This window comes from Micromonospora ureilytica (assembly GCF_015751765.1).
Classification (GTDB): domain Bacteria; phylum Actinomycetota; class Actinomycetes; order Mycobacteriales; family Micromonosporaceae; genus Micromonospora; species Micromonospora ureilytica.
In genome coordinates, this window is the sequence record NZ_JADOTX010000001.1 from 5,808,152 (window position 1) to 5,823,126 (window position 14,975).

13 protein-coding genes and 1 tRNA gene are annotated in these 14,975 nt (G+C 70.4%); 4 read left to right on the top strand and 10 right to left on the bottom strand.

Going from position 1 to position 14,975, the window contains the following annotated elements; all coding sequences use genetic code 11:
- Window positions 1-105: 105 nt before the first annotated feature.
- Complete coding sequence (locus tag IW248_RS26555) at window positions 106-1,812, top strand: bifunctional metallophosphatase/5'-nucleotidase (protein ID WP_196929123.1); 1,707 nt, start codon at window positions 106-108, stop codon at window positions 1,810-1,812.
- A 259-nt stretch (window positions 1,813-2,071) separates the two neighbouring features.
- On the opposite strand, the gene IW248_RS26560 is transcribed toward IW248_RS26555, so the two are convergent.
- Complete coding sequence (locus IW248_RS26560) at window positions 2,072-3,358, bottom strand: MFS transporter (RefSeq protein ID WP_196929124.1); 1,287 nt, start codon at window positions 3,356-3,358, stop codon at window positions 2,072-2,074.
- Between the two features lie 150 nt (window positions 3,359-3,508).
- Here IW248_RS26560 and IW248_RS26565 point away from each other — a divergent pair, with 150 nt between their 5' ends.
- A complete protein-coding gene (locus tag IW248_RS26565; protein ID WP_124815161.1) occupies window positions 3,509-3,982 on the top strand; it encodes a hypothetical protein in 474 nt (157 codons plus the stop codon).
- Window positions 3,983-4,050: 68 nt separating this feature from the next.
- Here the strand turns inward: IW248_RS26565 and IW248_RS26570 are convergent, their stop codons facing one another.
- The 5 genes from IW248_RS26570 to IW248_RS26590 form a co-directional block, all read right to left on the bottom strand.
- Window positions 4,051-4,875: a class I SAM-dependent methyltransferase gene (locus tag IW248_RS26570; protein WP_196929125.1), complete on the bottom strand. Its 825-nt coding sequence runs from the start codon at window positions 4,873-4,875 to the stop codon at window positions 4,051-4,053.
- A 99-nt stretch (window positions 4,876-4,974) separates the two neighbouring features.
- Window positions 4,975-6,423 carry a hypothetical protein gene (locus IW248_RS26575; RefSeq protein ID WP_196929126.1) on the bottom strand — a complete coding sequence of 483 codons (1,449 nt, stop codon included), beginning with the start codon at window positions 6,421-6,423 and terminating at the stop codon, window positions 4,975-4,977.
- Window positions 6,420-6,986, bottom strand: a complete 567-nt coding sequence (locus tag IW248_RS26580) for a SigE family RNA polymerase sigma factor (protein WP_196929127.1) — start codon at window positions 6,984-6,986, stop codon at window positions 6,420-6,422. Before IW248_RS26580 ends, IW248_RS26575 begins: the two co-directional genes overlap by 4 nt.
- 167 nt (window positions 6,987-7,153) lie before the next feature.
- Window positions 7,154-7,230 (bottom strand) — tRNA-Pro (locus IW248_RS26585).
- Between the two features lie 64 nt (window positions 7,231-7,294).
- Entirely contained in the window at window positions 7,295-8,188 is an 894-nt protein-coding gene (locus tag IW248_RS26590; protein ID WP_196929128.1) for a metallophosphoesterase, read from the bottom strand.
- Window positions 8,189-8,213: 25 nt separating this feature from the next.
- Here IW248_RS26590 and IW248_RS26595 point away from each other — a divergent pair, with 25 nt between their 5' ends.
- Window positions 8,214-8,669 (top strand): GatB/YqeY domain-containing protein, encoded by a 456-nt coding sequence (locus IW248_RS26595; protein ID WP_196929129.1) that lies wholly within the window; start codon window positions 8,214-8,216, stop codon window positions 8,667-8,669.
- A gap of 115 nt (window positions 8,670-8,784) precedes the next feature.
- Here IW248_RS26595 and IW248_RS26600 read toward each other — a convergent pair whose 3' ends face one another.
- Window positions 8,785-11,202, bottom strand: coding sequence for a transglycosylase domain-containing protein (locus IW248_RS26600; protein ID WP_196929130.1), 2,418 nt, complete (start codon window positions 11,200-11,202; stop codon window positions 8,785-8,787).
- A 407-nt stretch (window positions 11,203-11,609) separates the two neighbouring features.
- Between IW248_RS26600 and IW248_RS26605 the strand changes: the two genes are divergently transcribed.
- Complete coding sequence (locus IW248_RS26605) at window positions 11,610-11,930, top strand: WhiB family transcriptional regulator (protein ID WP_030328078.1); 321 nt, start codon at window positions 11,610-11,612, stop codon at window positions 11,928-11,930.
- A 6-nt stretch (window positions 11,931-11,936) separates the two neighbouring features.
- Here the strand turns inward: IW248_RS26605 and bagB are convergent, their stop codons facing one another.
- Genes bagB through IW248_RS33920 form a run of 3 tightly spaced genes read right to left on the bottom strand, consistent with a single transcriptional unit; the run spans window position 11,937 to window position 14,874 of the window.
- Complete coding sequence (gene bagB / locus IW248_RS26610) at window positions 11,937-13,088, bottom strand: ArsA family ATPase (protein ID WP_196929131.1); 1,152 nt, start codon at window positions 13,086-13,088, stop codon at window positions 11,937-11,939.
- Between the two features lie 53 nt (window positions 13,089-13,141).
- On the bottom strand, window positions 13,142-14,119 hold the full coding sequence (gene bagA / locus IW248_RS26615; RefSeq protein WP_124815483.1) for an ATPase BagA: 978 nt from the start codon (window positions 14,117-14,119) through the stop codon (window positions 13,142-13,144).
- A 26-nt stretch (window positions 14,120-14,145) separates the two neighbouring features.
- Window positions 14,146-14,874: an Rv0361 family membrane protein gene (locus IW248_RS33920; protein WP_372432769.1), complete on the bottom strand. Its 729-nt coding sequence runs from the start codon at window positions 14,872-14,874 to the stop codon at window positions 14,146-14,148.
- Window positions 14,875-14,975 lie beyond the last annotated feature (101 nt).

Here is a 14,975-nt window from a genome sequence, read left to right on the forward strand (position 1 = left end):
CATGCTCAACCGCCGCCATCCGCGACCCTTTCGACGGCGTCCGTCGGCGGCCCCGGTCGACCCACAGGCCGGGCACCGTACGCGCCGATTCTCACGAGGAGATCCATGTTCATACCCGGGATGCGTCGGGCCGCTGTCGGCCTGACCGCGCTCGCGGTGGCCGCCCTCGGCGCGGTCGCCACCAGCCCTGAGCAAGCCGACGCGCGGCCGAAGCCGGTCGACGTCACACTGCTGGCCCTCAACGACTTCCACGGCAACCTCGAACCGCCGAGCGGATCCAGCGGCACCATCGCCGGGCAGCCCGCCGGTGGTGTCGAGTTCCTGGCCACCCACCTTGCCGAGCTGCGTGCCGCAGCCAAGAAGAAGAACACCATCACGGTCGCCGCCGGTGACCTGATCGGCGCGTCCCCGCTGCTCTCGGCCGCGTTCCACGACGAGCCGACCATCGAGGCGCTGAGCATGGCCGGGCTCGACTACGCCAGCGTCGGCAACCACGAGTTCGACGAAGGCGCCGCCGAGCTGCTGCGAATCCAGAACGGCGGCTGCCACCCGGTGGACGGCTGCGTCGACGGCACCCCGTACCGCGGGGCCGGCTTCCAGTACCTGTCCGCGAACGCCTTCACGACCGCGACCGGCAAGCCGCTGATGGCCCCGTACGCCATCCACAAGGTGCAGGGCGTCAAGGTCGGCTTCATCGGCATGACCTTGGAGGGCACCCCGCAGATCGTCAGCCAGCAGGGCGTCGCCGGCCTCAGCTTCGCCGACGAGGCGGACACCGCAAACCGGTACGCTCGCGAGCTGCGCCGCAAGGGCGTACAGGCGATCGTCGTCCTGCTGCACGAGGGCGGCACCCAGGCCGCGACCGGTGGGATCAACGACTGCGTCGGCATGACCGGCCCCATCGTGGACATCACCAACCGGATGGACCCGTCGATCGACGTGGTGGTCAGCGGGCACACCCACCAGGCGTACAACTGCGACATCAACGGCAAGCTGGTCACCAGCGCCAGCTCGTTCGGTCGCCTGGTCACCGACATCGACCTCAAGATCGATCGTCGGAGCGGGGACGTGCTATCCGCAGCCGCGAACAACGTCGTGGTCACCCGTGACGTCGCCAAGGACCCGCGGCAGACCGCGCTGATCAACCGGTACAAGACGGTGCTCGGCCCGGTCGCCGGACGCGAGGTCGGCGTGACCAGCCAGGCGATCACCCGGAGCCAGGAAACCCTCTTCGGTACGAGTCTGGGCGAATCGCCACTGGGCAACCTGATCGCCGATGCGCAACTCGCCGCCACCGACAACGAACAGAACGCAGTCGCCGCCTTCATGAACCCGGGCGGGGTCCGGGCCGACCTCGACGCCGGCCCGGTCACCTACGAGGAGGCGTTCACGGTGCAGCCGTTCGCCAACAACCTGGTGACACTGGACCTCACCGGCGCGCAGCTCTACTGCGTACTGGAACAGCAGTTCGTCACCGGTCGGACCCTGTACCCGTCCGCCACCGTGGGCTACGTGGTCGACCCGAACGGCACCACCGGCACGGTCGCCGAGCCGTGCGCCGGCACCCGCGTGGTCCGGGGCAGCCTCACCCTCGGCGGCACCGCCGTCGACACCGCCGCCACCTACCGGGTGACGGTGAACAACTTCCTGGCCGGCGGCGGTGACGGCTTCAGCGCCCTCACCGGCGGCACGAACCTGGTCACCGGCCAGATCGACCTGGACGCCTTCGTGGACTACCTGACCGCCCAGTCGCCGGTCTCCGCACCGACGCTGGACCGGATCCGCACCACCGCCGAGGTCCCCGCCACCTGACGGCCGACCCCGCGATCATCGGGCCCCGGAGCACCAGCTCCGGGGCCCGACCCGTCCCAGACACCGCCCACCCGTGTCCGCGCTCGGGTCCGTGTCCGCGCTCGGGTCCGTGTCCGCGCGATCTTGGCGCGCGACAAGATCAATGAGGAAGATCCGCGCAACATCAGGGTTGTTGGTGCCTCCCGCGCGCCCGAGGCACCAACATCCGGGAAGTTGCTCGGATCTTGGCGCGGGGCGCGAGGTTCGGGGGTGTTCGAGGTCAGGCGGCGGGGGCGGGCGCGGGGTTGGGGGACGCCGGGGTGGTCGTCGCCAGGCCGTCCTGCTCGGTGGTGAGCAGCCGGCGCAGGGACAGCGCTACCAGCGAGGCGAGCAGGCAGCCGCCGACCACTGTCGCAACCCAGACCATGCCGTTGGCGGCGGCGAGGAGCGGGCCGGCGGTCACTGGGCCGATCACACCGCTGATGCCGAAGATCATCGAACTCATCGCGTTGTACCGGCCGCGCAGCTCGTCGGTGGCCAGCGCGTTGGTCAGAGCGGGCATCACCGGGGACAGCATCGTCTCGCCGAAGCCGAAGATCGCCGAGCAGAGCACCACGCACAGGGCGGCCAGCGCGGCGTTCTCACCGCTGACCAGGCCGGCAGCGCCGAGGACCAGCCAGGCGGCGGCGAACACCGCTCCCACCACGGCCAACGCCCGGGTGCGGCTGCGCCCTTCGATTCGGCGGATCACCAGCAGTTGCGCGAGCACGATCATCACGGTGTTGGCCGCGAGCGCCCAGGCCACGACCCGGGGGTTCACCTCGGCCACCCGCACCGCGTACGCGGCGAAGCCCACTTCCACTTGCGCGTACCCGCAGGTGGTGAGGATCAGCCCGAAGATCACCAGCCGCCGGAACGGGCGGTCACGGAGCACCGTCAGGTAGCCGCCGGGCGACGGCTCGTCGGCGCCTCGACGTTTGCCGAGTCGGTGGCCCACGCCCGGCAGGGTGAGCAGGATCAGCGCCGGCAACAGGTAGGTCACAGCGTCCAGCAGGTAGATCGTGTGGAAGGTGCCGGGCCGGGCGGTGTCGACGATCGCGCCCGAGGTCATCCCACCGATGCCGATGCCGAGGTTGAGCAGGGCGAAGTTCAACCCGAAGACGCGTTGCCGCTCATCGTCGTCGGTCAACGACGCGAGGATGGTGTTCTGCCCGGACCAGATCGCCGAGCTGCCGATGGCGATCACCGTCATCACCAGCAGGGCCGAGCCGGTCGAGTGGACCAGCGCCAACGAGCCGGTGCCGATCGCCTCGATGAGCAGGCAGGGCACTACCACCCGGCGGGCGCCGATCCGGTCGATCAGCGTCCCGCCCAGCGGTGACAGGGCCAGGGTGACCACGCCGTACCAGCCGATGACGAGCCCGGCCCGGGTGTCGGTGAGCCCGCGTACGTCGGTCAGGTAGATGAACAGGAACGGCAGGGTCAGACCCCGCCCGATCGCCGACAGCAGAGTGCCGAGGAGGATCCGGCGAGCTTCCGAACGGCGGGGCAGGGCACGACGCAACATGCCCGCATTCTGTTCGGTGGGTCTGACGCCACGCGAACCGTTTTGCCCACGTCTCGCGGCCATCGGGGCCGCCGGGTGACCAACCCCACGTTGATCCACTCGCCGTGATCGCGGTCGGGCGGTGTCCGCCGGGTCTGCGATGCTGGCTCGATGACCGGCACCTGGCGACATCTGCCCGCTACCGCCCGCGCCATCGCGGTGACCGCGACGACTGCCGTCGCCGCCGCCCAGGCACGCGACGGTCAGGCGTACGACGAGGCGGTCGGCGGTCTCGCCGCGGACGAGCGTTCCGGCCTGGTGCTCGGCGCGGTGGTCCGGTTGCTGCTGGAGGAGAGCCATCCGGACGGGTTGACCGGCGACGACATCCGCCAGGTGTTGACCCGCTGCGTGCAGGAGTCGACGCGGTGGCGAACGGACGTCGACCCGCACGTGGTGCTCGTCCTGCTGGCCGGCGCCTTGGGGGTGTACGACCCCGACGGCGACGAGTCACCGCCGGACGCCTCGGCGCTGGCCCGACACGCCCCGCTGCTCGTGGCCGACCTGTTGGCGGCGACCAGCGTGCCGTTGGACGACTACCTGGCCGCCGCGTTTACGGAGATCGAGCGCACCGAGCGGCAGGACTGAGATCGCGCGTACCGACCGGCAGGACTGACCGGCCTGCGTCACCTCGAACGGCGTGGCGCGGACGTGCGTCAGGCCGGGTCGGGGGCCCGCTGCGCCACGACCTCCAGGTATTCTGCCGGGATGCGGACCGTGGCGTCGGTGGCGCGGTTGTGGGTGCGGGCCAGCTCCACCAGATCGGCGTGCAGGTCCGGGCGTCGTTCCTCGGGCAGTGCCTCGAACGCCTTCAACGTCGGCCCGTAGTTGACTCGGAAGAAGTCGGCGAACTCCTCAGGTGTGCCGAAGCGGAAGACGAACTCCCGGCGTACCGCCCGCAGTTCACTGACGGCCGCGCCGAGCAGCTCGCGGACCCGGCCCTCGTCGCCCCACTCGGCCGGCGGGCGCAGCCCCGCCGGTGGCGGCACGTGCCGCCCCACCGTGCGGAACAGGTCGCCGATGAAGCCCTGCGGCGTCCACGACGCCAGCGCCACCGTGCCGCCGGGCCGGCAGACCCGGACCAGCTCGGTCGCCGCCCGCTCCTGGTCCGGCGCGAACATCACGCCGACGACGGAGAGCACCGCGTCGAAGGACCCATCGGCGTACGCCAGGCGCTCCGCGTCGCCGGTCACGAACGTGATCGGGAGTCGTTCCGCAGCGGCACGGGCCTTGCCGCGTTCCAACAGTTCGGGTACGTAGTCGACGCCGGTCACGATGCAGCCGCAGCGGGCGGCGGCGATGGCGGCGTTGCCGGACCCGGTCGCCACGTCGAGGACGCGGGCGCCGGCCGACAGGTCGGCGGCGGTCACCAGAAGCTCGGAGATCGGGTGGATGAGCGCGGCGACCGCGCCGTAGTCACCGCTGGCCCACGTCACCTGCTGGCGTGCCTTCACGGCGATGAGATCGGGTGCGATGGTCATCGGTGGTCCCCCTCGGACATTGTGGTGTGCCGCTGACGTTAGGGGCGGCCGCCCCTCGGGGGATCGGTAGAAACACCTATATTCGCAGCTCGGACGCGATCAATCCTGGTTCCACGTGTCGGTCGCGGGTGTCCCCTGGGCATCCTGCTTGGCCACCTGTCCGCTGGCAATCGTCCCGCGGGACGCGTCGAGCGCCTCCACGACCAGGCCCGCGGTCGGGCGGGGCACCTGCATGGCCGTCCCGGACCCGCTGACGGCGCTCCGCGCCACCTCCTGCCCGTCGCGCAGGACACGCACAGTGGTGGCGGCTGCCGGCGTCACCACGAGCAGGAGCTGCTGACCCTCGCTACCGCCGGTTTCAACGCCGATGGGCACGGCCAGCACGCCGGCGGGATCGGTCGGGTCGGCCGTCGTGGTGAAGGAGGTGCCGGTGCCGAGCACGCCGTCGGACCGTGGCTGATCGGGGGCGATCGACACCTCACCGATCCAGTCGCCGCCCACCCTGGGTGCAGCCAGGACCGTCACCTGGCCGTCCTCCACCGACGGCTCTCCAGCGTTGGGCGACCCGTCGGTCAGCCAGGCAGGCAGGCCAGCAACGTGCCCGCCCCACACCACGCTCGGAAGGGCGGTCAGGCGGTAGCCCTCGGACTGGGCCAACTGGTACACCAGCTCCCGGGCACGTTGCTGCCCGACACTGCCGCGTACACGGGACATCGCCGTCGCGAGCTGAGCGTCGGTGATCGGCTTGGTGGCCAACGAACCCGGCCCGGGCGTTATCTGGCGGGTCACCGCGCCGCAGTCGACCCGCCACCACTCGGGCCTGTGGGTCTTCGCGGTGCGGATCAGGTAGGACCCGGTCGGCTCCGGGGCCCACCGGAAGGTGTTTCTGTCGGGCAATGGTGAGCTGAGGAAGACGCAGCCGGCCGGGGCGATCGCCACGTGTGCCGCCTCCGCGTCATCCACGGCCAGCCTCTCGTACGGTTCCAGCGCGTCGCTGACCCCCCGGATGGCGGCGGTGCTGGCCAGTTCCTGGGCGCTGGCACCCTTGTCGGCGACCAGCCACACCGCGGCGCTCGGCCAGCCGGTGACCGGGTCGGGCTGGTTGCGGACGAAGGCGGCGAGGGCGACCCGGTGGCCGTCCACGTCGTCCGCGAAGAGGATCTTGACCCCGCTCACCGGCACCTTCAGGCGGGAGAACTCTCCCCGGCGTTGGGCCGCCAACAACAGTTCGGAGAGCTGACGCACAAAGCTGCTGTCCCCGGCGACGGCACCGCGCGGCGGCGACTGGAGGAGTCTGTCCGACCACACCAGCACTGGTGCGATGGACTCGGTCGGGTCGGCAGGTAGCGGCTGCGTGGTCCGGCCCGGGCTGGCGATGGCGAAGGCGGTGCTTCCCACGGAGACCACGAGGGCCAGAACCAGCCCGCCGAGGCGTCGCTGCCGGTTCCGTCGGTATCGCGCCCTCGCTCGGCCGTACGGGTCTGGCTGCGGGGTCAGTGTCCTGCTCAGCTCGGCCAGGGCCCGGCTCAGCTCGTCGTCGACCGTCATGGTGTTACCCCCGTCATCTTCGTCGTCCCGGTCGGTGCTGGATCAGCTGACGCTGGTGTCGAAGTCGGGAGCTGTGCCGACGGGGGCGCGTCCGGCGCCAGCGCCAGGCGCAGGCGAGCCAATCCACGTGACGCGCGACTCTTGACCGACCCGACGGAGCAGCCGAGAGCGGTCGCGACCTCGGCCTCCGGCAGATCGACGACGTACCGAAGCACGATCACGGCACGGGTACGAGGTGTCAGCGCTCGCATGGCCTCGTAGAGAGCGCGCCGTTCGGTGACCAACTCGGTCATGTCCCGGGTGGGCCGCTCGGGGAAGAACGCCGTCACCACCTCGTGCATCCGGTGGCGGCGCCAAAGGCTGATGTGCTGGTTGATCATGACTCGTCGCAGGTAGGCCATCGGGTCGTCGACCCGCCGCCACCGACGCATCACCTTCACCAGCGCGGCCTGCACCAGATCCTCGGCATCCTGGGTCGAGCCAGTGAGGTGGTACGCCACGCGCAAGAGATCCATGTAGCGCGTCTCGACGAACTCCCGAAAATGCTCGTCGTCACCTGCCATTAGCCCCCGCCTCGATTGGTTACCTCTCACGACTCCGTCGAGGGCCAAAAGGTTGAAGGCCGGCAGCAGATGGTGAACGTGATGCGGTTGCCGCTGGGACCTGCGCCGCTGCGGACCGTAGATATGCCGGAGGGCACATCCATGGATCGGATGTGCCCTCTTGCCTCTGGTCGGGGTGGCCGGATTCGAACCGACGACCTCTTCGTCCCGAACGAAGCGCGCTACCAAGCTGCGCCACACCCCGAGGCGTGCCGACAAATAGTAGCCCACCCGCCCCGATGGTCAAACTCGGTATCCCCGGCGGGCGGTCAGCGGGGGATGAGGGTGAGGATGCTCGCCTCCGGGGGGCAGGCGAAGCGGATCGGGGCGGTCGGGTGGGTGCCGAGGCCGGCGGAGACGTGCAGCCAGGAGTCCGAGCCCGGCCACCGGTGCAGGCCGCGCGCCATCGAGCGGGGTAGGCCGCAGTTGGTCACCAGCGCCCCGAAGCCCGGTACGCAGACCTGACCACCGTGGGTGTGCCCGGCCAGCAGCAGCCCGAAGCCGTCCGCCGCCATCTGGTCGAGGACCCGTGGCTCGGGTGAGTGCGTCAGCGCGATGGAGAGGTCCGCCGACGACGACACCGCGCCGGCGACGGCGGGGTAGTCGTCCCGATCGATGTGCGGGTCGTCGACGCCGACCAGGTCGAGTTGTCGGCCACCGGCCTTCAGCGTGGTCCGGGCGTTGTTGAGGTCCGCCCAGCCGGCGCCCGTGAACACCTGCCGCAGCTCCTCGTAGGGCAGCTCGACGCCCTCGGTGTACTCCCGGTCGGGCAGGAAGTAGGTGAAGGGGTTCTTCAACACCGGCCCGGTGTAGTCGTTGGAGCCGAACACGAACGCGCCCGGGTAGTCCAGCAGCGGTTGCAGGGCCCGCAGCACCCCGGGCACCGCGCCCGGGTGTGCCATGTTGTCACCGGTCACCACCACCAGGTCGGGGTCGAGGGCGGCCAGCGACGCCACCCAGCGCTGCTTGCGCGCCTGGTCGGGCATCATGTGCAGGTCCGACAGGTGCAGCACGCGCAGCGGCTCCGCGTCGGCCGGGAGCACCGGCACGTCGTACCGCCGCACTGTGAACATGTTGCGCTCGACGAGCGACGCGTACGCGAGCGTGGCCGCGCCGATCGTGGCGGTTCCGGCGGCGAGCCGGAATAGTGTGCGCTTTCGCATGGCGTTCAGGGTAGTTTGACCGTCCATGAGCACGCTGAAGGACCGCCTCACTGCCGACATGCGTTCCGCGCTCAAGGCGCGCGACGAGCTGACCACCTCCACGCTGCGGATGGCCCTGGCCGCCGTCGGCACCGCCGAGGTCGCCGGCAAGGCCAAGCGCGAGCTCACCGATGACGAGGTGCTCGCGGTGCTGACCAAGGAAGCCAAGAAGCGTCGGGAGGCGGCCACCGCCTTCGCCGACGCCGGCCGCGCCGAGCAGGCCGCGAAGGAGAGCGCCGAGGGTGAGGTGTTGGACCGCTACCTGCCCAGGCAGCTGTCGGACGCCGACCTGACCGAGCTGGTGTCGGGGGCGCTCGCCGCGGGCGGCTTCACCGGCAAGGCCCAGATGGGCCCGGCGATGAAGGCAGCCCAGGCCGCGGTGGCGGGCCAGGCCGAGGGTGGCCGGGTGGCCGCCGAGGTACGCCGACAGCTCGGTCTCTGACCCGCAAGCGTCGGCGGCGCGGCGCGACGGTTGTCGCAGCCGCTCGCCGGTCCGGACAGACGAAACGGGCGGGCACCCGAGGAGGGTGCCCGCCCGTCGTGTCCTACTCGTCGGCTCAGCCGCCGGGGCGACCACCGGGTCGGCCCCCGGGCGGGCCGCCCGGATTGCCGTCGGTGTTGCCCGGCGTGCCACCGCCGCTGCTGACCTCGATGGTGACCACACCACCCTTGCTCGTGCGTCCGTCCGGGTTGGTGCCGGCCGCTTCGCCCTGCTTGCAGGAGGACGGCACCTTCGCGCTGGAGACGACCGGCTCGAAGCCGGCACCCTTGAGCCGGGACTTCGCGGTGTCCACCGAAACGCACTTCACGTCGGGGATGCTGCGCTGGTCACCCACGGAGATCTTCTCGCCCGGTGCCGCGAAGTCGACGCGGTCCTTGCCCTTCATCGCGTCCCGCAGCGTCTCCCACACCGGTGGGTTGATGCCGTCCTTCTCCGCGTGCTTCATCTCCACGTTGGTCTGCGGCCAGTCCGGGTCGGCCATGATGCCCGCCACCGCGTACTGCTTGGTCATCGCGACCAGCGCGGCGGTCTTCTCCGAGTCGGTGGTGCCGGACTTGCCGGCCACCGGGAAACCGACGTCGCCGCGGACATTACCGGCGGTGGCTCCCGCGCACCGGGAGGACGACGACTTGTCACCGACCGGGCATCGGGCCGCGTCCACCGCGGCGCGGGCCACCTCGGTGCTGAACCGCTTCTCGCAGCGCGGGTTGGCGATGTCCAGCTTGTTGCCCTCGGGGTCGCGGATCTCCTGCACCGGGATCGGTTCGCAGTACTTGCCGTCGGCGGCCAGAGTGGCGTAGGCGTTGGCCAGGTCCAGCGGGGTGGTCTGCGAGACGCCCAGGGTGAACGCGCCCCACTGGTGCGCGCCCTTCTCCAGGTCCAGGTCTTCCTGGGACCGGAAGTTGATGCCCAGCCGCTTGGCGGCCTTGACCACGTTCTCGGCGCCGACCTGCTGCTGAAGCGGCACGAAGTAGGTGTTCACCGAGCGACCGAACGCGCTCCACATGTTGTGTACGCCGGCCATGCTCTCGGTCGAGTTGGTGGGGCAGTAGAAGTTGGTCCCCGGGCAGGCTGCCGGACCGGGTCGGATGATGTATTCCGACTTGAACTGCTTCGGCGCGTTGATCGTGTGGCTGAGCGGGACGCCCTTCTCCAGCGCCGCGACGATTGTGAACATCTTGAACGTCGACCCGGCCTGGTAGCCGGTGATGCCGTCACCGCCGGTGAGCAGCGGGTTGACAGTCGCCGGGTAGTTGCCCCGGATCTTCTTCTTGCTCTTCGCGGGATCGCTGGAGATCTTGTTCTTCGGGTGCTTCGGGTCGTCGAGCTTGAACTGCCGGTTGACAGCGAGCGCGCGCACCCGGCCGGTGCCCGGCTCGACCACCGCGACCATCGCCGCTTCCTTGCTGTTCTCGCTCTTGGCCTTGCGGACCGCCTTGTCCGCGGCGCGCTGGGCCTGGACGTCGATCGTGGTCACGACGTTGTAGCCGCCGCTCTTCAGCCGGCGCTCCCGGTCGTACCTGGTCGAGCCGAACGTCTCCTGGTCCATCCACCAGCGGTAGAAGTAGTCACAGAAGAAGCCCCAGCTGTTGACGTTGGCGGCGACGCAGCCGTTCGGGGTGCGCTTGTCCTTCACCACCAGCTTGGTCGCCTTGGCGACGTCCGCCTCCTGCTGGGTGATGGCCTTGATGTCGACCATGTTCTGGATGACGTAGTTGCGCCGATCCAGCGCGAGCGGGTAACCGGCCTCGGTGGTCGGATCGTTTGTCGTCGGCGCCTTGACCATGCCGGCCAGCAACGCCGCCTCTTCGATCTTCAGCTTGCTCGGCGGCTTACCGAAGTAGACCTGGCTGGCGGCGAAGATGCCGTACGCGCCGTTGCCGAACGAGGCCAGGTTGAGGTAGCGGGTGAGGATCTCGTCCTTGGAGAATTCCTTGTCGACCTGGAGGGCCAGCTTCATCTCGCGCAGCTTGCGGGCGCTGGTGTCCTCGGTCGCCGCGACCACGTCGGCCGGGTGGGTGGCCGAGTAGGCGATGGCCAGCCGGACGTACTGCATGGTCAGCGTCGAGGCGCCCTGCTGGCCGGAGCCCTCGGTCTGGTTGTTGACGAACGCGCGGGCGACACCGTTGATGTCGACGCCGTTGTGCTTGTAGAAGTCGTGGTCCTCGGCCGCGATGATGGCCTTCCGCATGGGCTCGGAGATGTCGGCGAGCTTCACGTCCCGTCGGTTCTCGTCGTACATCGTCGCGAGCGGGGTCTTGCCGTCCGACGCCAGCAGGTAGCTGATCTGTGGCGCGCGGGCCACCGTCAGCTCCGTGGGCAGAGCACCGAATGTCTCGGCGCCGGCCTTCGCGGCCAGGCCGGACATCGCTACCGCGGGGAAGGCCGCCGCAGCGACCACCACGCCGGCCAGCAGGCCACACACGAGTAGCGATGCGGCGTTGGTCAGCACATTGTGGTCACGTTTCCGCATCCAGGTCACCTCGGCATGGTACGCGAGTAGGGAACGAGGGGCGCTGGGGCGTTCTTTCCCCATTTCCTGCGCGCGCTGCCCTCGTTGTGCTAAACGCACGACCCCCGGTGCTTGGTTGCGTGTGAACTGGCGTGAGTCTCCTCCGATTCAGTGAGGCGGCGCAGCGTTATCGCTGACCTCGGCGGGGTAACCGGCGGTCGAAGGCCCGGGAAGCCGGGAGTGTCCGAAATGATGGATTTCGTCGACAACGTTGCGTAATCAGTCGACTACAGAGCATGATGGGGGCGGCGACAGCGCCACATGTCGTCCGTGCCGCCTTGGGGAAGGCAGGCCGGGCGATCGGGGGGAATTGCCGGCTGACGTGCATCGACGAGGTCGGTAGGTACTGCAAGGGGGGACGTGTACACATGGGCATGATCACTGACTGGCCGTCGCTGGCGGCGTGTCAGAACGGGGACCCGGACGCGTTGTTCGTACAGGGCGCCGAACAGAACGTGGCGAAGCGGATCTGCCGGAGCTGCCCAGTTCGGTACGAGTGCCTGGCCGACGCGCTGGACAACCGGATCGAGTTCGGTGTGTGGGGCGGCATGACCGAACGCGAACGGCGGGCGCTACTGCGTCGTCACCCTCAGGTGACGAGCTGGCGCAAGATGTTCGAGGCCGCGATGAAGAAGAACAGCAAGGACAAGGCCGGCAAGGACAAGATTCTGGTCAGCGCGGCCAACTGACGCCGGTCACGGCCGGCTGATCGCCGCGCCGATCGTCCGTAGCCCGTCGACGTCGTGCACGTCGGCGGGCTGCGCCGTGACCGACACCGCCGGCACGGCCGGGAACGCCTCGGTGAAGCGCGCGGCGACCTGCTGCTCGCGTACCGCCTGGCGAGCCAGCGTCGCGTGCGCCCGCAGCACGTCGGCGGTGGCCTCGTGCCCACCCAGCTCGGTCAGCCGCTCGGCGGCGACCCGGCTCTGCTCGGCGTCCAACTTCGGAACCGACGGGCGGTGCACCCGGTTGAGCACCAGCCCGGCCAGCGGCATCCGCTCGTCCCGCAGGCGGCCCGCGAAGTAGGCGGCCTCCCGGACCGCGTCCGGCTCCGGTGTCGCGACCAGCAGAAAGGCCGTCTCCCGTGCCTGCAGGATGCGGTACGTCTGCTCGGCGCGCTGCCGGAAACCACCGAACATCGAATCCAGTGCCGCCACGAAGCCGGACAGGTCGGTGAGCAGCTGTGCGCCGAGCACCTTCTGCACCACCTTCGAGAACATCCCGAACGAGGCCGTGACCAGGCTGAACATGCTCCGGCCGCCGCTGCGCGCCGGGGCCAGCAGCAATCGCAGCATCCGGCCGTCCAGGAATCGGGAGAGTCGAGCCGGCGCGTCCAGGAAGTCAAGTGCCGAGCGGGACGGTGGTGTGTCCACCACGATCAGGTCCCATTCGCCCCGGGCGTGCAGCTGGCCCAGCTTCTCCATCGCCATGTACTCCTGCGTGCCGGCGAAGGTCGAGCTCATCGCCTGGTAGAACGGGTTCGCGAAGATCTCCGCGGCCTTCGTCGGGTCGGTGTGCTGCAACACGACGTCGTCGAAGGTGCGCTTCATGTCCAGCATCATGGCGTGCAATTCGCCGCCACTGCTCTCGACGTCGATGCCCTTGACCTGGCGGGGGGTGTTGTCCAGCTCGGTCAGGCCCAGCGACTGGGCCAGCCGGCGGGCCGGGTCGATGGTGAGCACCACAGTGCGCCGACCGTGGTGCTCGGCGGCCCGCAGCGCCAGAGCCGCGGCCGTGGTCGTCTTTCCCACCCCGCCGGCACCACAGCACACGACGATCCGCACGCCCGGGTCGGCGAGGATCTGGTCGACGTCCAGCTGCGGCGCCGCGTCTTCGGAAGGCACCAATCGAGCGTATCGGGCCGGTGGGTCCGCGCGCCCGTGCTGCGCTCAGGTGTGAGTCATTCGGCGCGGACGAGGGCCTGGGCCAGCGTCGCGAGCCCCGCCCGGTCCACCCCGTCGGGCAGCAACGGCAGCTCGATCATCGGCAGCCCCAACTCCACCAGGTCGGCGCGGAGCGAATCCTCCAGTTCGCGCCGGATGAGCTGGTCACGTGCCTCATCGTGCAGCCCGGTCACGATGTCCCGATCGGCCGGCAGCCCGGCGGCGACCAGCCCGCGCCGCAACTCCGCGGCGGTGACCGCCGGCCCGGCGGGCAGCGGGGGTCGGACGCCGTTGACGAGCACCCTCCCGACGCCGAAGCCGAGGGCGGTCAGGTCGGCGATCGCGTCGACCGTCTCCTGGATCGGCATCTCCTCCAGCAGCGTGACCACGTGCACCGCGGTCATCGGGGACCGCAGCAACGCGGCGACCCCCTCGCTCTGGGTCTTGATCGGGCCCACCTTGGCCAGCCGGGCGGTCTCCGCCGTCACGTTGAGGAATCGGCCGATCCGCCCGGTCGGCGGGGCGTCCAGCACCACCGCGTCGTACGCGCGCCGCTGCCCGGTGGTGCGGGTGGTGGCCTCCTTCACCTTGCCGGTGAGGAGGACGTCCCGCAGGCCGGGCGCGATGGTGGTGGCGAAGTCGATGGCGCCGAGCTTGCGTAGTGCGCGGCCCGCCGCACCCAGTTTGTAGAACATGTCCAGGTACTCGAGCAGCGCCTCCTCGGCGTCCACCGCGAGCGCGCGCACCTCACCGCCGTCCGGCGCGTCGGCGAGGTGCCGTTCCTCGTAGGGCAGCGGGTCGATGCCGAACAGCTGGGCGATGCCCTGCCGCCCCTCGACCTCGACCAGCAGGGTGCGCCGGCCACCGGCGGCGAGCGCGAGGGCCAACGCCGCCGCCACGCTGGTCTTACCGGTGCCACCCTTGCCGGTCACCACGTGGAGGCGGGCGGGCCAGCCGGTACCGGCCGGGTCGATCGGGCGCTCAGCTGCACACACCCGTCGAGCCTATCCAGGCGTCGCGGTCACGCGACCTCGCAGACCCACCAACCCGTCTTCTGCACCACAGTGAAGCGCAACTCCTGGTCGGCCACCTTCTCGTCGGCGGTGGTCATGGTGAGCCGGGTGGAGACGGTGGCCCGTTCCCCGGTCTGGTTGTCCACCTTCGGGGTGGTCCACCGGAAGCGCGGGTTCTGGTACGTGGAGGCGTACTTCTCCACCTCGGCCACCTTCGCGGCGATCTTGTCGTCGTCTCGGGAGGCGGCGCAGACGCGACTGGCCGCCCTGGTCGCGTCGCGATCCTTGTAGACCGCGGTGAGGAACTCGTCGACGGCGACCGTCGGCTCCTTGGCGCCCTCGCCGGTCTCGGCATCGCGCAGGGTCAGGAAGGCCACCACACCGCCGCCCACGCAGAGCACCATGATCACGACCAGTGCGATCGCCGCGATCAGCAGACCACGCTTCTTCTTCGGCTCGGCCGTGCCCGGGTAGGGCGGGTAGGCCGGCGGGGGCGGGGGGATCGACGAGGGGTTCGGGGCGCCCGACTGTGTCGATGCGGCGGCCGAGGTGGGGCCGCCGAGCCCTTCCGGCTGCCCGGCGCCGGTGGGCTGCCCGGGGAAGGGCGGCTGGCCGTTGCCGGTGGGCTGCCCGGGGAAGGCCGGTGAGGCAGGGGCGGCGGGGAGCGCCGGCGGGGCGGGGGATGCGGGAAGGGCGAGCTGCCCGGGCGGCGGGGCGGGGGTCGGCTGGCTGGGGATGGCCGGCGCGCCGGACTGACCGGCGGGATCCGGGTGGGCCGGCGGGTGAGCGGGTGGGCCGGCCTGGTCGCCGCTGGGCGGGTGGGTCATGTCGTTCCCCC